Source organism: Curvibacter sp. Hmag1.1, assembly GCF_059769165.1.
The window spans coordinates 1,947,362-1,962,626 of the sequence record NZ_JBMBGX010000002.1; the positions used below are offsets into that span (position 1 = coordinate 1,947,362).

Consider the following 15,265-nt stretch of genomic DNA (forward strand, 5'->3'; position numbering starts at 1 on the left):
GCGCAACGTTTCCGGCTACTATGAATTTCATAGCTGCTCGCGCATATTCCACGTGCGCTACCGGTCTATTTGGCATCCATAGTACGGGCGTAAGGAACTTCAGGGGGCTGCGGCGTATCATCCATTTATGCGTGTTGTCCTCCTCATCCTGCTGATCGCCCTGGCGCCCCTGCGCGGCATGGCCAATGAGCTGATGGCTACCCGCATGGCCACCGCCCTGGCGATGAGCGTGAGCGCGCCGGCAGCTGCTGGCGACACCCATGCAGGCGGCCACCACTGCGAGGAGATGGCGCAAGCGCCACACCACGCTGAGCAGCCTGCCACTACCGTCGCCACGCACGACGGTTGCGAGAACTGCTCGCTCTGCCAGATGTGCGCCTCGGCGGCCTTGCCTGCCGAACTGCGCGTAGCCTTGCCGGTGTTCGGCCCGCAGATGCAAGTGCCGACCCGCACCGACCACTTTGCCAGCGCCCCTGCGGCTTTGGCCGAAAAACCACCCATTTCCTGATTCCAAGGCCCGTAGAGGGTCTGTAGTCCGCCCTTCACTGCCTTGCGCAGCGTTGGGGCGGGGTGTTTACACCTTGAATCAGGAAACCATCCATGTACTTTTCGCCTCCGCTTTTGCGATCCGCCGGCGCCTTTGGCACGGGGCTCGCTTCGGTGCTTTTATTCGCACTCTGGTTGGCCGCCCCCGCGCACGCCCAGCCCAGCGCACCAGCGCTCACCGAGCCAGCGCGCACCCTGCAGGCCGGTGATGCCGCCAGCCCCGTGCCCGCGCTGCCCTACCGCTCTGTGTTTGCCGACCTGCCCAAGGGCGTTGAAGAAGGCAGCACCGACTGGAAAGCCGCCAACAAGGCGGTGGCCCAGTTCCCGCGCGGTCACATCGACCTGCTGCAGTGGGAAAAAGCCCAAGCTGCGAAGCCGGAGGAGCAGCCATGAAGCGCGTCTTCTTGCCCTTGCGCGCGGTGCCCTTGGCACTCTCTGTTTCTCTCGCACTGCTGCTCTCCCCTGCCCATGCCGCCCAGCCCGATGGCGGTGTGCAAAGCCTGCAAGTGGAAGTGCAGACCCGGCTGAGCGGGCTGCTGGGCCCGTCGGCCGCGCCATTGCGCATCGCCAGCCCGAGCTATGCAGGCGACTATGAGCTGACCAAGCTGCTTCAAGCCCCGGTGGATGGACCTGCTGCCATGCGCATCGCCCTGCTCCACAACCCTGAGTTGCAGATGGCGCTGGGGGCGGAGGGCAGCAACATCACCGACATGCAAAGCACTGGGTTTCCGGCCCGGCTGCGCGCCCGCGACGAAGCCACCCGCCTGGCCCTGCGCGCCTACAAGGCGTGGGTAAACGCGGTGGCCGCAGAACGCGGTGCCCAACTGCTGCGCGAGGCCAAAACCACGGCCGAGACGGCTGACGAGCTCACACGCCGCATGGTGCGCGCCGGCAATGTGAGCCGCCTCACCCAAGCCCAAAGCCAGGCCACGCTGTCTGAGGCGGCGGTAGCGCTGGCGCGGGGCGAGCAGGCGGCATTTGCCGCGCGCGAGCAGCTCATCCGCGTGCTGGGCCTGTGGGGTGCGCAAACCCAGTTCACCCTGGCCACCGTCCTTCCAGCACTGCCCGCCAGCCCCACAGACACCACCGATCTGGAGGCTCGCGCCCTTGCCGCCCGCAGCGGCCTGCAGGCCGAGCGCCTGAGTTGGCAACGCAAGCAAGCCAGCACCGTGCCGTCCAGCATTGACGAGCGTTGGGACGCCTTGGGCGACGCGGCCAAAGTTCGCGCGCAAGCGGTGCAAGTGCGCAGCGAAGCGCGCGAAGCCGCCTTCAACCTGCGCACCCAGTGGGACATTGCCCACCACCTGCAAACCGAAGTGGTGCCGCTGCGCCAGTTCATCCACGATGAGCTGACCCTGCGCTACAACGGCATGTTGACCAGCGTGTTTGAGGTCATGGCCGACAGCCGCACCCGCACGCTCAGCGGTCTGGCTGCCGCAGAAGCGCTGCGCGACTACTGGCTGGCGTTTGCCGATGTGCAGGCGGTGCTGGCCGGCGTGTCGCCCGAAGGCAGTGCCCCCGCGCGCACCGGTGCCGTAGCCGGCGCCGATGCCAAACCCGCGCATTGATCGCGCCCCCATTCAAGGATCTGTATGAACCGACGTAACTTTTTCAACGGCGCAGCCGCCACCGCCATGGGTGCGGTGGCCGCCGCCTCGGTGAGCCGCGTGGCCATGGCCGCCCTGCCCGAGCCGGTGCTGCAAACATCACCCGCCACCATGCCGCCCCTGGTGCCCGGCACCGGCCGACCCTACAACCCGGTGGTCACCCTCAACGGTTGGACCCTGCCCTGGCGCATGAACCAGGGCGTGAAGGAATTCCATCTCGTGGCCGAGCCGGTAGTGCGCGAAATGGCGCCTGGCTTCAAAGCCAATATGTGGGGTTACAACGGCCAAAGCCCCGGCCCCACCATCGAGGTGGTGGAGGACGACCGGGTGCGCGTGTTTGTGACCAACAAGCTGCCCGAGCACACCAGCGTGCACTGGCACGGCCAGCGCCTGCCCAACGGCATGGACGGTGTTTCGGGCCTGAACCAGGCGCCCATTCCGGTGGGCAAGACCTTTGTGTACGAGTTTGTGGCCCGCCGCCCCGGCACCTTTATGTACCACCCACATGCGGACGAAATGACGCAAATGGCCATGGGCATGATGGGCTTCTGGGTCACGCACCCCAAGACAGAAAAAGGTGCCAAGAACCCGCTCATCAGCGAGGTAGACCGCGACTTTTGCTTTCTGCTCAATGCCTACGACATCGACCCCGGCAGCATGACGCCCAAGACCATGACCATGCTGGACTTCAACCTCTGGAGCTGGAACAGCCGCATATTCCCCGGCATCGACACGCTGAACGTGCGCAAGATGGACAAGGTGCGCATCCGCGTGGGCAACCTCACCATGACCAACCATCCCATCCATCTGCACGGCCATGAATTCATGGTGACCGGCAGCGACGGCGGGCCCTGGCCATTGGCCGCGCGGGTGCCCGAAATCACCACCGACATCGCGGTGGGGCAAATGCGGCAGTTTGAGTTTTTGGCCGACGAAGAAGGCGACTGGGCCTTCCACTGCCACAAGAGCCACCACACCATGAACGCCATGGGCCACAACGTGCCCACCATGATCGGCGTGGACCACCGCGGGCTGGTGGGCAAGCTGCAAAAGGCCATGCCCGACTACATGGTGATGGGCGAGCGCGGCATGGCCGACATGGGCGAAATGGAAATGGCCCTGCCCGACAACACCGCCCCGATGATGACGGGCAGCGGCCCCTATGGCGGGGTGGAGATGGGCGGCATGTTCAGCATTCTCAAAGTGCGCAAAGACCAGAAGCCGGGGGATTACAAAGACCCGGGCTGGTACCAGCAGCCACCCGGCACCCGCGCCTTTGAATGGACCGGCGCAATGCCCGAGCCCGCACGCTTTCAGGCCGAAGGCAAGGGCAGCATGCCGCTGGCCCAGCCGCCCCACCACGACACCCAGGTCCAGGTGCGCAAGCCCATGGGCACCATGAACCACTGAGTCTTTTTCACTTCAAACAACGAGTAAACATCATGAAAAATACTATTAAATTCATAGCTGCTTGCGCACTATTGGCGGGCTCTACCGGCACTTTTGCCTCAGGAAGCCATTCAGGGGGCCACGGTACCGAGGCCATTGGCAAGCCTGGTGTCGCCGCCAAGGTGAGCCGCACGGTGCAAATCGACATGACTGACAACATGCGCTTCACGCCCTCCACCGTGACGGTGCGCAAAGGCGAGACCGTGCGCTTTGTCGTCAAAAACTCCGGGCAGCTGAAACACGAGTTCAACCTCGGCACAGAGAAGGACCTGAAAGCGCATTACGAAATGATGAAGAAGTTTCCCGAGATGGAACACGACGAACCCAACATCGCCAGCGTGGCGCCCGGCAAAACAGGCGAGGTCATCTGGCAGTTCACCAAAGCGGGCACTGTGAACTTTGCCTGCCTGCACCCCGGCCACTATGAGGCCGGCATGAAGGGCGCTGTGAAAGTGGGGGCTATCAAATGATGACGACACGCCGCACTCTAGTGACGTCCCTGGGCGCCCTGTTGGCTGCACCTGTGTGGGCTGCCAAGCCAACGGCAACCCCCATGGAGGTCTGGAAAGACCCGAACTGCGGCTGCTGCAAAGACTGGGTGAAACACCTGGAGCAAGCGGGCTTTGCCGTGCGGGTGTACGACACCGGCAACGAAGCCAAGCGCGCCGCCCTCGGCATGCCGCAGGCCTTGGGCTCCTGCCACACAGGCGTGGTCGGCGGCTATGCCATTGAAGGCCATGTGCCGGCCAAAGACATCCAACGCCTGCTGCGCGAGAAGCCCAAGGCGCTGGGCCTGTCAGTGCCGGGCATGCCCATAGGCTCTCCGGGCATGGACGGTGCGATTTACAAGGGCCGCAAAGACCCGTTCGATGTGCTGCTGGTGGCCGCGAATGGCAGCAGCACCGTGTTTCAGAGTTACCGCTGAAAGGACTGCACCATGACTTTCTCTCTACTTGCACACCGGGTCGGCATCAGCCTTGCCACGCTGGTCTGCGCAGCGTCCGTGTTTGCCCAGGCAAGCGCCGGACTGGCCCAGGGCGAGATCCGCAAGGTCGACAAGGCGGCGGCCAAAATCACCATCAAACATGGAGACATACCCTCCATAGCGATGCCGCCCATGACCATGGTGTTTGGCGTCAAGGACGCAGCCTGGCTGGAGAACGCCAAGGCCGGTGACAAAATCCGCTTCGATGCCGTTCTGGAGGGCGGCAAGTACATCGTCACTCGCCTCGAAGCCGACCGATAAGTCCCATGAAGCATCTGCTGCTCCGCCTCACCCCCCGTGGCATCAGCGCCGCCTTGCTGGCGGCTCTGCTCTTCGGGGCCGGCACGCCGCTGGCCAAATGGCTGATGGGTGATGTGCAGCCCTGGATGCTGGCGGGCTTGCTCTACCTGGGCTCCGGGCTGGGCTTGGGCCTGTTCCGCAGGCTCCGTGGTGCGGCACCGGTGCAGCTCGCTCCCAGCGAGTGGCGCTGGCTGCTGGGTGCGATTGCCAGCGGGGGCGTGGTGGGCCCGGTGTTGCTGATGGTGGGCTTGAGCGGCATGCCGGCGTCAGGCGCCTCTTTGCTGCTCAATGCTGAAGGTGTGTTCACCGCCGTGCTGGCATGGGTGGCTTTCCGCGAGAACGTGGACAGGCGCATTGCACTCGGTATGGCCGCCATTGCCGCCGGTGCGCTGGTGCTGAGCTGGCCCTCGCAGCCCGGGTTTGCTGGTGCATGGCCTGCGCTGTGCATTCTGGGTGCCTGCCTGGCCTGGGCACTGGACAACAACCTCACGCGCAAAGTGTCGCTGCACGATGCGAGCTGGATTGCCTGCGTCAAAGGCTTGGTGGCCGGCAGTGTGAATTTGCTGCTCGCGCTCTTGCTGGGCAACGCGTTGCCCGCATTGCCGGCACTCGGTGGCGCCATGCTGGTGGGCCTGCTGGCCTACGGCGTGAGCCTGGTGCTGTTTGTGGTGGGCCTGCGGGAGCTGGGCACAGCGCGCACCGGTGCGTATTTTTCACTGGCGCCCTTCTTCGGCGCGGCGCTGGGCCTGGCCTATGGCGAGCCGCTGACCTGGCAGCTCGCAGTGGCGGCTGCGCTCATGGGCTTGGGGCTATGGCTGCACCTGACCGAGCACCATGCGCACTCCCATGTGCATGAAGCCATGGACCACAACCATCCGCACAGCCACGACCTGCACCACCAGCACGATCACCCCGACCAACCCGGATTGCTGCTCGCCCCCGGCGAGGTGCATACCCATGCGCACCACCACGCGCCGCTGCATCACAGCCACCCGCATTACCCGGACGCGCACCACCAGCATGCGCACCCTTAGCGGGAGACTTGCCTTAGTGGCTGCGGTCCGTCATGAGCAGTGCCGCAGCAACCAGCGCGGCCACTGCCACACCTGCAAGGGGTAGCACCAAGCCCGCCAGAAAGGGTGTCACCCACACCAGGCTGCGTAAGCCCACGCTGTAGAGCAGGCCGGCGCTGCGCAGGTGGCGGCGCCCGATGTCCATCCACTTCGTGCGGGCGGCGGAGCCCACCGGCATGGCGCACACAAAGCCGGTGTGGTGGTAGTAGCGGATGGACAAGGTGGTGCTCACCAAGGTCAGCACCAACAAGAGCATGACCGTGATTTCCCCCGCCAATGCCGGCGTCAACACGGGACTGCCACCGCTTTCTGACAAGGTGCGCAAAGCCGGTGCAGCCAGCCCCAGTGCGCCCATGAGCCCGAGTGCAGCAGTGGACGCTGTCATGGTGGCGGTCATGACGGAGTTGCGCAGGGTTTGAACGGCCAGCACTTCGGAGCCGGGCTGGGCGGACATGGCGTCCAGCCAGTCCTGCCGCAACTGGCCGTGGGTGCGCCATGCAACGGTACGTGCGAGGAGCGCGAGGTAGAGCGTGTAGGCCACCATGATGGCGGCCGTGGCGCCCCACGCCCACCAAGCGGGGTGCAAGGTGGCCATGGCTTAGAGCGCGTTGAGGGGAATGCGCAAGTAGGACACCCCGTTGCTGTCGGCGGGAGGCAGGTCACCCGCGCGGATGTTGATTTGCACCGAGGGCAGGATCAGGTTGGGCATGGCCAGGCCAGCATCGCGGGTGGCGCGCATGGTCACGAAGTCCTGCTCGCTCACACCGTCGCGGATATGGATGTTGCCCGCACGTTGCTCGCCCACTGTGCTTTCCCACGCCGCTTCTCGGCCGGCGGGCGGGTAGTCGTGGCACATATAGAGGCGTGTGTCGACCGGCATGGAGAGCAGATTGCGCACGCTGCGGTACAGGGTGTTGGCATTGCCCCCGGGGAAGTCGCAGCGGGCGGTACCCACGTCAGGCATGAACAGGGTGTCGCCTACAAACACGGCGTCGGGCTCGCTGCCGCCATCCACCTTGAAGGCCATGCAGGCGGGCGTGTGGCCAGGCACAGCCAAGGCCTGTGCCTGGAGCTCGCCGATGGCAAATGTTTCGTCAGGTGCAAACAGGTAGTCGAACTGGCTGCCATCGGGGTGGAATTCGGGCTCCAGGTTGAAGATGCCTTTGAACACGTTTTGCACGTGGGTGATGGCGGCACCTATCGCAATGCGGCCGCCCAGGTGCTTGCGCAGGTAGTGCGCTGCCGAGAGGTGGTCGGCATGGGCATGGGTTTCCAGAATCCACTGCACGCTCAAACCCTGCTCTTTGACAAATGCCATCAGCGCATCTGCCGACATGGTGCTGGTGCGGCCGGCCTTGGGGTCGTAGTCGAGCACCGAGTCGACGATGGCACATTGGCCGCCGGCATGGTCATAGACCACATAGCTCACGGTCCAGGTGGCGGGGTCAAAGAAGGCTTTGACTTGGGGGGTAGCAGTGGAAGCGGTCATCGAGAACTCCTTGTAAAGGTCGTTATTTCAATTGCGATGCCGATAGTTTATTGACTTATATATTGTTTGTCAATAAACTATCGGCATCGAATGTGAAAGGAGCCTCCTCATGATGGCTGACACCGCAAACCCCGCCGCCGCTTTGGATCTGGAGCAACTGCGCCGCTCTGCAGACGCCGCCTGCCGGCTGATGAAAGTGATGTCCAACCCCGACCGCCTGCTGCTGCTGTGCCAGCTCAGCCAAGGCGAAAAGCGGGTGGGCGAACTCGAAGAACTGGTGGGTATTGCCCAGCCCACCCTGTCGCAACAGCTGAGCGTGTTGCGGGAAGAAGGCCTGGTCACCACCCGACGCGAAGGCAAATCCATTTACTACGGCATTGACAGCCCGCAGGCGATGGCCGTCATGGGCGTTCTCTACAACCAGTACTGCGGCGCCCCTCAAGGCGAGTAAGCACTCACAATTTTGAAGGAAATCACATTATGCAAATCGATTGGAACCATTTCACCCCCTGGGCTTCGCTGATCGGGGGCATCCTGCTCGGACTTGCCGCCAGCCTTTTCATTCTGGTGAACGGGCGCATTCTGGGCATCAGTGGCATTGTGGGCGGCCTGCTCATGCCACGCGGCGGAGATGCCGCCTGGCGCCTGGCGTTTGTGCTGGGTCTGGTCGTCGCACCCGCTGTCTATGCGCTGGTCGGCGGCCCGGTGCCTGCGACCGTGGACGCCGGATGGCTGACCCTGATCGTGGCCGGCTTGCTGGTAGGCGTAGGCACCCGATACGGCGCTGGCTGCACGAGCGGCCACGGTGTGTGCGGTTTGTCCCGCCTTTCGCCACGTTCCTTGGTCGCCACCCTGTCCTTCATGGGCGCGGGCTTCGCGGTTGTGTTTGTCATTCGCCACTTGCTGGCTTGAGTTGAATCCATTGACGTTGAACTTTTGAATCTGGAGCTGCTGATATGAAAAACGCTTTTCATCACCACCGCCTGGCCGAATTCGGCGTGGGCTTGCTGTTCGGCTTGGGCCTGATCCTGGCCGGCATGACCGACCCGTCCAAGGTTCTTGGCTTTCTGGACCTGGCCGGTTTGTGGGACCCATCGCTGGCCTTCGTCATGGGCGGCGCCATTTTGGTGAGCCTGGGCGCATTCACCCTGGCCAAGAAACGTACGACCAGTTTTCTGGGCGGTGCCATGCAAATGCCCACCAGCCGCGACATCGACAAACGCCTGGTGACCGGTAGCCTGTTTTTCGGCGCGGGCTGGGGCCTGGCCGGCTTCTGCCCCGGACCTGCACTCGTTTCTGTGGGCACCGGCAACCCCAAGGCCGTCGTGTTTGTGCTGGCCATGCTGGCCGGCATGGCGCTGTTTGAAGTGCTGGAACGTCGCCCCGCTAAACTCGCGCTGAAAGGATAAATCTGCCATGAGCCTGCCCGTACGTTCCGTCACCCCCGAGTTTTATGTCGCCGCACAGTTGGCGCCGGCTGACATGGCGGCAGCCGCCGCCATGGGCTTCAAAACGGTGATCAACAACCGCCCCGATATGGAAGGCGGTGCCGAGCAACCCGCCAGCACCAGCATGCAAGCCGCGGCAGTTGCTGCCGGTTTGAACTACGTGTACCTGCCCGTGGTGGCCGGCTCCATCACCCCCGAGCAAGCCGTCGCCATGAAGCAGGCATTGGACGCAGCCGAAGAACCGGTGCTGGCTTTTTGCCGCTCGGGCGCACGTTCGACCCAGCTGTTCATGCTGGCGCAGCAAAGCGCCGCCTGATCCGCGCCCATCTGTAGAGCACAAACAAAAAGGGCTGCCGGCAATGCCGGCAGCCCTTTTGCTATGTTTTTGCTAGCTGCCAGCGCACATCCGCTGGGCGCTGGCAGTCTTTTTGGCTTAGCGCCCGCCGTTGAACGACAGCGCTTGGCCCAAGGCGAATACCGAGTTCGGGGCGGTGGTGCGCACAGGGGCCAAAGGCTTGAGCTTTTGCAATACGCCCTTCTTGGCCACTTTGCGTTCCTTGACCGCAAAGCCCTTAGCACGCTGCTCCTCAGCCAGGCTGCGCAGGGTGATGGTGCGCATGTGCGCCACCACGGTGCTTTGCAGCGCAGCCCACAGGTCGCGGGTCATGTCCTGCGCGCTCTGGGAGGTTTCACGGCTGGACTCTTCCTTCTCTTCGATGGCGCCAATGATGTCGGCCACGGTGATGCTGTCGCCCCGGAAGCCCAGGGAGTAACCGCCGCCGGGGCCGCGGGTGCTCTCTACCAGGCCGTTCTGGCGCAGCTTTGCAAACACCTGCTCCAGGTAAGACAGAGAAATGCGGTGCCGGAGCGCGATGTCCTGCAGAGGCACCGGCTGGCCGCTTTCGCGCAAAGCCAGGTCGATCATGGCGGTAATGGCAAAACGTCCGCGGGTACTGAGTCGCATACAAGGTCTCCTTTAGTGAACGACTGATAGACCTGAACTGTAGGCATGGTTATGCTTCGCGTAAATTCGAATTTTGTAAATTTTTAATTCGATTTTTTCGTAGTATTTCAGTTTGTATCAGCCGGAGTCCCCATGAACTTCAAGCACCTCCACTACTTTTGGGTCACCGCCAAGGCCGGCGGCATCATGCGCGCGGGTGAACAGTTGCACACCACGCCCCAGACACTGTCGGGCCAGATCAAGCTGCTGGAAGACTGGCTGGGCCGCAAACTCTTCCAGAAAAGCGGCCGCAATCTGGAGCTCACCGAAGACGGCCGGCTGGCACTGGGCTATGCCGACCAGATCTTTACCTTGGGCGCCGAGCTGGAAAACGCGGTGCGCCTGCCGCGCGGCACCAACCGGGTGCTGGACTTCAAGGTGGGGGTGGCCGATTCGGTGACCAAGTCCCTCGCGTACCGCTTGCTGGAGCCCGCCCTGACGCTGGACGAACCGGTACGCATGATCTGTAGCGAAGGCAAATTCCCCGACTTGCTGGCCAAGCTGGCGCTCAACCAACTGGACCTGGTGATTGCGGATGAGCCCATGTCCAAGCGCATGAGCGTCAAGGCCTTTAACCACGAGCTGGGCAGCACGCCCATGAGCTTCTTTTGCGCACCGGCGCTGCGCAAGAACCTCAAAGGTGATTTCCCCGAGTGTCTGAACGATGCACCAGTCCTCATCCAGGGCGCTCAGGCTTCGGTGCGCCAGCAGTGGGAGGGTTGGCTCAGCCGCCACCAGCTGCACCCGCGCACCATCGGCGAGTTTGACGATGGCGCGCTCATGACCGCTTTCGGCCGCAAAGGGCGCGGCGTATTCATGGCGCCCTCGGTGATGGAGGCGGACATCGTGGAGCAGTTCGGTGTGGAGGTGATTGGCCGCAGCGACGAGCTGGTGGAGGAGTTTTTTGCCGTTTCGGTGGAGCGGCGCATCACCCACCCCTGCGTGGTGGCGATTACCAAAACCGCGCGGGGCCAATTGTTCAGCTGATACTGTTCTGTCACAGCCGCGTGGACAATGCGGCCTCACTCCTCCACTGAAAGACCGCATGTACGACCTGCTCAAACTCCTGCACCTGATTGCCGCCATCGTCTGGATGGGGGGCATGACCTTCATGCTGATCGCCCTGCGCCCCGCCACCCTGGCGGTCATGGAGGCCCAGCCCCGTGCGGTGCTGATGGCAGCCGTGTGGCAGCGCTTTTTTGTGGCAGTACTCATCGCGATCGTGGTGCTGCTGGCGACCGGTGGCTACATGTTCGGTGGCACCATGAAAGCCGCCCGCGAAGCCACCGGCCACGGAGTGGTGCCCTTGGGCTGGACCGTGATGACCGCACTAGGCGGGCTGATGTTTTTGATTTTCGGGCATATCTACTTTGCAGGTTTTGCCAAGTTCCGCCGCGCGGTAGCCGCCGCCCAATGGCCGGTCGCTGCCAAGGCAGCCGGCCAGATTCACATGCTGCTGGTCACCAACTTTGTGCTCGGCTGGGCTGCGATTGCCGCAGTCAAGCTTCTGGCGTAACTCACTTTTTCAACTAGCGATGCCAGCCCGACTTCACCCCCTCACCGGCCCAACTTTTAAGCACTGCATCCCTGATCTGCGTGGTTTAGCCATTGCACTACTGGCCTGCACTGCAGCACTGGGCGCCCACGCGCAGTCTGAAGGCGAGGGAAAAAGCCTGCCGCTGTGGGAGATGGGCGTGCTTGCCGGCGGAGTCACCACACCCGCCTACCCCGCATCCGTGGAGCGCAACAACCGCGGACTGGTGCTTCCGGTACTGGTGTACCGCGGCGAGATCTTCCGGGCCGAGCGCGGCAATGTGGGTGCGCGGCTGGTGCACACCGAGGACACCGAGTTCGATATCGGATTTGCGGCCTCGCTGCCGGCCAGCTCCAACGACATTGCCGCCCGTCAAGGCATGCCGGACCTAGGCACGCTGGTGGAATTCGGCCCCCGGCTGAAGACGGTGCTTGCCCGGCCCAACGCCTACAGCCTGGTGCGCTTTGAGCTGCCGGTGCGCAGCGTGATTGAGGTGCAAGGCGGCCTGCGCAGCCAGGGCCTGGCCGTAGAACCCGAGTTCACATGGGCCACCCGGGTGCCGGGAACTGCGTGGGGCTTGTCTACCAGCGCCAGCCTGATCTTCGGGGATGACCGGCTCAACCGCTACTTTTACGGCGTGCCGGCCGACTTGGCCACCGCCGATCGCCCGGCTTATGAAGCCAAGGCCGGCTTGATAGCGTCGCGCCTCACTCTGATGGCTTCCCGCAGCTTGGGGCCCGATGTGCGGGTCTTCGGCTTTATGCGGGCGGAAAGCTATGCCGGCAGTGCCAACGCGGGCAGCCCCCTGTACTTGCGCAGCACCGGTACCTCGGCAGGCTTGGGCTTGAACTGGACACTAGGCCGCTCGGAAGCCTGGGCACGCTAATAACCAATTTAGGTGGCATGCGCGCCACCTATAGATGGTTTAGCGCATAAACAAACAACGAAGTATTCGTTGTGGTTTGCACCCCGCATCCCCAAAATCGGGTTTCACCGACTCAACGGCCGCTTTGACGCGGCCTATTCAACACCAGGAGCCGACATGAATTTCAAACAAAAAACCACGCTAGCGCTCGCCGCACTTGCACTGACAGCTAGCAATTTAGTAGCAGCCCAGACCACATTGCTCAATGTGTCTTACGACGTGTCGCGCGAGTTTTACAAAGACATCAACGCTGCCTTCGTCGCCAACTACAAGAAAACCACCGGCAAAGACATCAAGATCGACCAGAGCCACGCCGGCTCCAGCGCCCAAGCCCGCGCCGTGAACGACGGTCTGGACGCGGATGTGGTCACCATGAACACCACCACCGACGTGGACTTCCTGGCCGGCAACGGAGTGGTGGCCAAGGACTGGGCCAAGAAGTTCCCCAGCAACGCAGCGCCCACCAGTTCCACCATGTTGTTCCTGGTGCGCAATGGCAACCCCAAGGGCATCAAGGACTGGGACGACCTGATCAAGCCCGGCGTACAGGTGGTTGTGGTCAACCCCAAGACAGGCGGTAACGGCCGCATGGCGTACTTGGCAGCGTGGGGGCAGGTGCGCAAAAAGGGTGGCACTGATGCACAAGCACTGGACTATGTGACCAAGCTTTATAAAAACGTGCCCGTACTGGCCAAAGGCGGCCGCGATGCAACCACCATCTTCCTGCAACGCAATATTGGCGACGTGCTGATTACGTTCGAATCCGAAGTGGTGTCGGTGGATCGCGAGTTCGGCGCCAACAAGGTTGATGCGATTCACCCCGGAATTTCTATCGTCGCGGAAAATCCCGTGGCGGTGGTAGAGCGCACTGTGGCCAAGAAAGGCACTGCCGAGCAGGCCAAGGCGTATCTGAACTTCCTGTACACCGATGAAGGCCAAGAGATTGCCGCCCAACATGCCCTGCGTCCGGTCAACCCCGCACTGCTCAAAAAGTACGCCAGCACCTTCAAGCCGATCACCTTGTTCCGTGCAGAAGAGTTTTTCGGTTCATTCTCTGAAGCGCAAAAAGTGCACTTCAATGACGGCGGCCAGTTCGACAAGCTTTACACGGTCAAGTAAATGACATCTGCTGCTACTGTGGGGGGGCTGCAAGGCGCCCCCGCGCTTTCTACCGCCAAGCGCACCCCCAGGCGGGTGCTGCCGGGCTTCAATCTGACACTGGGCTTCACTCTGTTTTATCTGAGTGTGATCGTGCTGATCCCGCTCTCAGCCCTGCTGTTCAAAACCTTCAATTTGACTTGGGAGCAGTTTGTCACTGCGGTCAGCAGCCCCCGCGTGCTGGCGTCTTATCGACTGACCTTCGGCGCATCGTTTCTTGCCGCACTCGTCAACTCGGTCGCCGGCCTGTTGGTGGCGTGGGTGCTGGTGCGCTATCAGTTTCCAGGCAAGAAAATCATCGATGCCCTGGTGGATCTGCCATTTGCATTGCCGACTGCTGTTGCGGGCATCTCCCTGACGGCGCTGCTCGCCAGCAATGGCTGGGTGGGCAGCTTGCTGGAGCCCTACGGCATCCAATTGGCGTTCAACCGCAATGGTGTGGTGATCGCTCTCATCTTCATCGGTTTGCCCTTTGTAGTACGGACGGTGCAACCTGTATTGGAAGACGCAGAAAAAGAACTGGAAGAAGCCGCCACCTGCCTGGGTGCCACGCGCTGGCAGACCTTCCGCTACGTGATCTTCCCGACCATTGCGCCCGCACTGCTCACCGGATTCGCCATGGCTTTTGCACGAGCCATCGGAGAGTACGGATCGGTTATTTTCATTGCCGGCAACATGCCCATGATTTCTGAAATCACACCACTGATCATCATCGGCAAACTGGAGCAATACGACTACGCAGGCGCCACGGCGGTTGCTGTAGTGATGCTCGCCATTTCTTTCGTCATGCTGCTTGTCATCAACGGCCTACAAGCTTGGCAACGCCAACGCGGAGGTGCCAAGTCATGAGCGGCGCAAACGCACGAACCATACGCCGTGCCAAGGCCGGCACCACCGAGCCCACCTGGGTGAAGTGGACCCTGATCAGCCTCGCGCTGGCATTTATTTTTCTGTTTTTGATCCTGCCTTTGGCTGCGGTTTTCACGGAAGCGATGCGCAAAGGTCTGGATGCTTTCCTCGAAGCATTCAAAGAGCCCGATGCCTGGAGCGCGATCCGCCTGACTTTGCTCACCGCGGCTATTGCTGTGCCTTGCAACCTGATATTCGGCATCGCGGCTTCCTGGTGCATCGCCAAGTACGAGTTCCGTGGAAAAGCATTCCTTACGACACTGGTCGACCTGCCGTTTTCCGTCTCGCCGGTGGTGGCGGGTTTGATTTATGTGTTGATGTTCGGCGCGCATGGCTGGTTCGGCCCTTGGCTGCAGGAACACAACGTGAAGGTCATCTTCGCCGTGCCGGGCATTGTGCTTGCCACCATCTTTGTCACCTTTCCCTTCATCGCCCGAGAGCTGATCCCGCTGATGCAGGCGCAAGGCACGGAAGAAGAACAAGCCGCCATCGTGCTCGGCGCAACCGGCTGGCAAACTTTCTGGCATGTGACGCTACCCAACATCAAGTGGGGCCTGATTTATGGCGTCATCTTGTGTAACGCGCGCGCCATGGGCGAGTTCGGCGCGGTATCTGTGGTGTCAGGCCATATCCGTGGCCAGACCAACACCATGCCCCTCCACGTCGAAATTTTGTACAACGAATACCAGTCGGTGGCCGCCTTTGCCATTGCCTCACTCTTGGCCCTGCTGGCGCTGGTCACCCTGGTCATCAAGTCTTTTGTGGAATGGCAGTTTGAACGCGACCAGAAAGCCGCAGCAGAGCTGCCCCCCGAGCGCCCCACGGCCTGAATCCCAGAA

The 15,265-nt window shown here is 62.3% G+C and carries 21 protein-coding genes; 18 read left to right on the forward strand and 3 right to left on the reverse strand.

Going from position 1 to position 15,265, the window contains the following annotated elements; translation table 11 throughout:
* Positions 1–127 precede the first annotated feature (127 nt).
* From ACOAP0_RS09790 to ACOAP0_RS09825, 8 genes are all read left to right on the forward strand, one after another.
* On the forward strand, positions 128–508 hold the full coding sequence (locus tag ACOAP0_RS09790; protein ID WP_498376231.1) for a hypothetical protein: 381 nt from the start codon (positions 128–130) through the stop codon (positions 506–508).
* Between the two features lie 92 nt (positions 509–600).
* Entirely contained in the window at positions 601–939 is a 339-nt protein-coding gene (locus tag ACOAP0_RS09795) for a hypothetical protein (protein WP_498376232.1), read from the forward strand.
* The gene (locus tag ACOAP0_RS09800) at positions 936–2,114 is read left to right on the forward strand and encodes a TolC family protein (protein ID WP_498376233.1); all 1,179 of its coding nucleotides are present in this window, start codon (positions 936–938) and stop codon (positions 2,112–2,114) included. Before ACOAP0_RS09795 ends, ACOAP0_RS09800 begins: the two co-directional genes overlap by 4 nt.
* Before the next feature lie 24 nt (positions 2,115–2,138).
* On the forward strand, positions 2,139–3,563 hold the full coding sequence (locus tag ACOAP0_RS09805) for a multicopper oxidase family protein (RefSeq protein ID WP_498376234.1): 1,425 nt from the start codon (positions 2,139–2,141) through the stop codon (positions 3,561–3,563).
* A gap of 32 nt (positions 3,564–3,595) precedes the next feature.
* On the forward strand, positions 3,596–4,072 hold the full coding sequence (locus tag ACOAP0_RS09810; protein ID WP_498376235.1) for a cupredoxin domain-containing protein: 477 nt from the start codon (positions 3,596–3,598) through the stop codon (positions 4,070–4,072).
* Positions 4,072–4,527 carry a DUF411 domain-containing protein gene (locus tag ACOAP0_RS09815; protein WP_087497318.1) on the forward strand — a complete coding sequence of 152 codons (456 nt, stop codon included), beginning with the start codon at positions 4,072–4,074 and terminating at the stop codon, positions 4,525–4,527. The genes ACOAP0_RS09810 and ACOAP0_RS09815 overlap by 1 nt, the downstream gene beginning before the upstream one ends.
* A gap of 12 nt (positions 4,528–4,539) precedes the next feature.
* Positions 4,540–4,848 carry a copper-binding protein gene (locus ACOAP0_RS09820; protein WP_498376236.1) on the forward strand — a complete coding sequence of 103 codons (309 nt, stop codon included), beginning with the start codon at positions 4,540–4,542 and terminating at the stop codon, positions 4,846–4,848.
* 5 nt (positions 4,849–4,853) lie between these two features.
* Entirely contained in the window at positions 4,854–5,921 is a 1,068-nt protein-coding gene (locus tag ACOAP0_RS09825) for a DMT family transporter (protein ID WP_498376237.1), read from the forward strand.
* A 13-nt stretch (positions 5,922–5,934) separates the two neighbouring features.
* Here ACOAP0_RS09825 and ACOAP0_RS09830 read toward each other — a convergent pair whose 3' ends face one another.
* Together ACOAP0_RS09830 and ACOAP0_RS09835 are read right to left on the reverse strand one after the other, a co-directional pair.
* Entirely contained in the window at positions 5,935–6,555 is a 621-nt protein-coding gene (locus ACOAP0_RS09830; RefSeq protein ID WP_498376238.1) for a DUF599 family protein, read from the reverse strand.
* 3 nt (positions 6,556–6,558) lie between these two features.
* The gene (locus tag ACOAP0_RS09835; protein WP_498376239.1) at positions 6,559–7,449 is read right to left on the reverse strand and encodes an MBL fold metallo-hydrolase; all 891 of its coding nucleotides are present in this window, start codon (positions 7,447–7,449) and stop codon (positions 6,559–6,561) included.
* A gap of 109 nt (positions 7,450–7,558) precedes the next feature.
* On the opposite strand from ACOAP0_RS09835, the gene ACOAP0_RS09840 reads away from it, so the two are divergent.
* The 4 genes from ACOAP0_RS09840 to ACOAP0_RS09855 are packed head-to-tail and all read left to right on the forward strand — an operon-like array spanning position 7,559 to position 9,213.
* Positions 7,559–7,900, forward strand: a complete 342-nt coding sequence (locus ACOAP0_RS09840; RefSeq protein ID WP_313876726.1) for an ArsR/SmtB family transcription factor — start codon at positions 7,559–7,561, stop codon at positions 7,898–7,900.
* 29 nt (positions 7,901–7,929) lie between these two features.
* Positions 7,930–8,361 (forward strand): YeeE/YedE family protein, encoded by a 432-nt coding sequence (locus tag ACOAP0_RS09845; protein WP_498376240.1) that lies wholly within the window; start codon positions 7,930–7,932, stop codon positions 8,359–8,361.
* A gap of 44 nt (positions 8,362–8,405) precedes the next feature.
* Positions 8,406–8,858, forward strand: a complete 453-nt coding sequence (locus ACOAP0_RS09850; RefSeq protein ID WP_498376241.1) for a DUF6691 family protein — start codon at positions 8,406–8,408, stop codon at positions 8,856–8,858.
* Positions 8,859–8,865: 7 nt separating this feature from the next.
* A complete protein-coding gene (locus ACOAP0_RS09855) occupies positions 8,866–9,213 on the forward strand; it encodes a protein tyrosine phosphatase family protein (RefSeq protein ID WP_498376242.1) in 348 nt (115 codons plus the stop codon).
* A gap of 117 nt (positions 9,214–9,330) precedes the next feature.
* On the opposite strand, the gene ACOAP0_RS09860 is transcribed toward ACOAP0_RS09855, so the two are convergent.
* The gene (locus tag ACOAP0_RS09860) at positions 9,331–9,861 is read right to left on the reverse strand and encodes an Rrf2 family transcriptional regulator (RefSeq protein ID WP_087495647.1); all 531 of its coding nucleotides are present in this window, start codon (positions 9,859–9,861) and stop codon (positions 9,331–9,333) included.
* A 132-nt stretch (positions 9,862–9,993) separates the two neighbouring features.
* Between ACOAP0_RS09860 and nhaR the strand changes: the two genes are divergently transcribed.
* The 6 genes from nhaR to cysW all read left to right on the forward strand — a co-directional run bounded on the left by nhaR (position 9,994) and on the right by cysW (position 15,256).
* Complete coding sequence (nhaR, locus tag ACOAP0_RS09865; protein WP_498376243.1) at positions 9,994–10,887, forward strand: transcriptional activator NhaR; 894 nt, start codon at positions 9,994–9,996, stop codon at positions 10,885–10,887.
* A 58-nt stretch (positions 10,888–10,945) separates the two neighbouring features.
* Positions 10,946–11,416: a hypothetical protein gene (locus ACOAP0_RS09870; protein WP_498376244.1), complete on the forward strand. Its 471-nt coding sequence runs from the start codon at positions 10,946–10,948 to the stop codon at positions 11,414–11,416.
* A gap of 19 nt (positions 11,417–11,435) precedes the next feature.
* Positions 11,436–12,320 carry a MipA/OmpV family protein gene (locus ACOAP0_RS09875; RefSeq protein ID WP_498376246.1) on the forward strand — a complete coding sequence of 295 codons (885 nt, stop codon included), beginning with the start codon at positions 11,436–11,438 and terminating at the stop codon, positions 12,318–12,320.
* 156 nt (positions 12,321–12,476) lie between these two features.
* A complete protein-coding gene (locus ACOAP0_RS09880) occupies positions 12,477–13,478 on the forward strand; it encodes a sulfate ABC transporter substrate-binding protein (protein WP_498376247.1) in 1,002 nt (333 codons plus the stop codon).
* Complete coding sequence (gene cysT / locus ACOAP0_RS09885; protein WP_498376248.1) at positions 13,479–14,366, forward strand: sulfate ABC transporter permease subunit CysT; 888 nt, start codon at positions 13,479–13,481, stop codon at positions 14,364–14,366. It begins immediately after the preceding gene.
* A complete protein-coding gene (cysW, locus tag ACOAP0_RS09890; protein WP_498376249.1) occupies positions 14,363–15,256 on the forward strand; it encodes a sulfate ABC transporter permease subunit CysW in 894 nt (297 codons plus the stop codon). The genes cysT and cysW overlap by 4 nt, the downstream gene beginning before the upstream one ends.
* Positions 15,257–15,265: the final 9 nt, after the last annotated feature.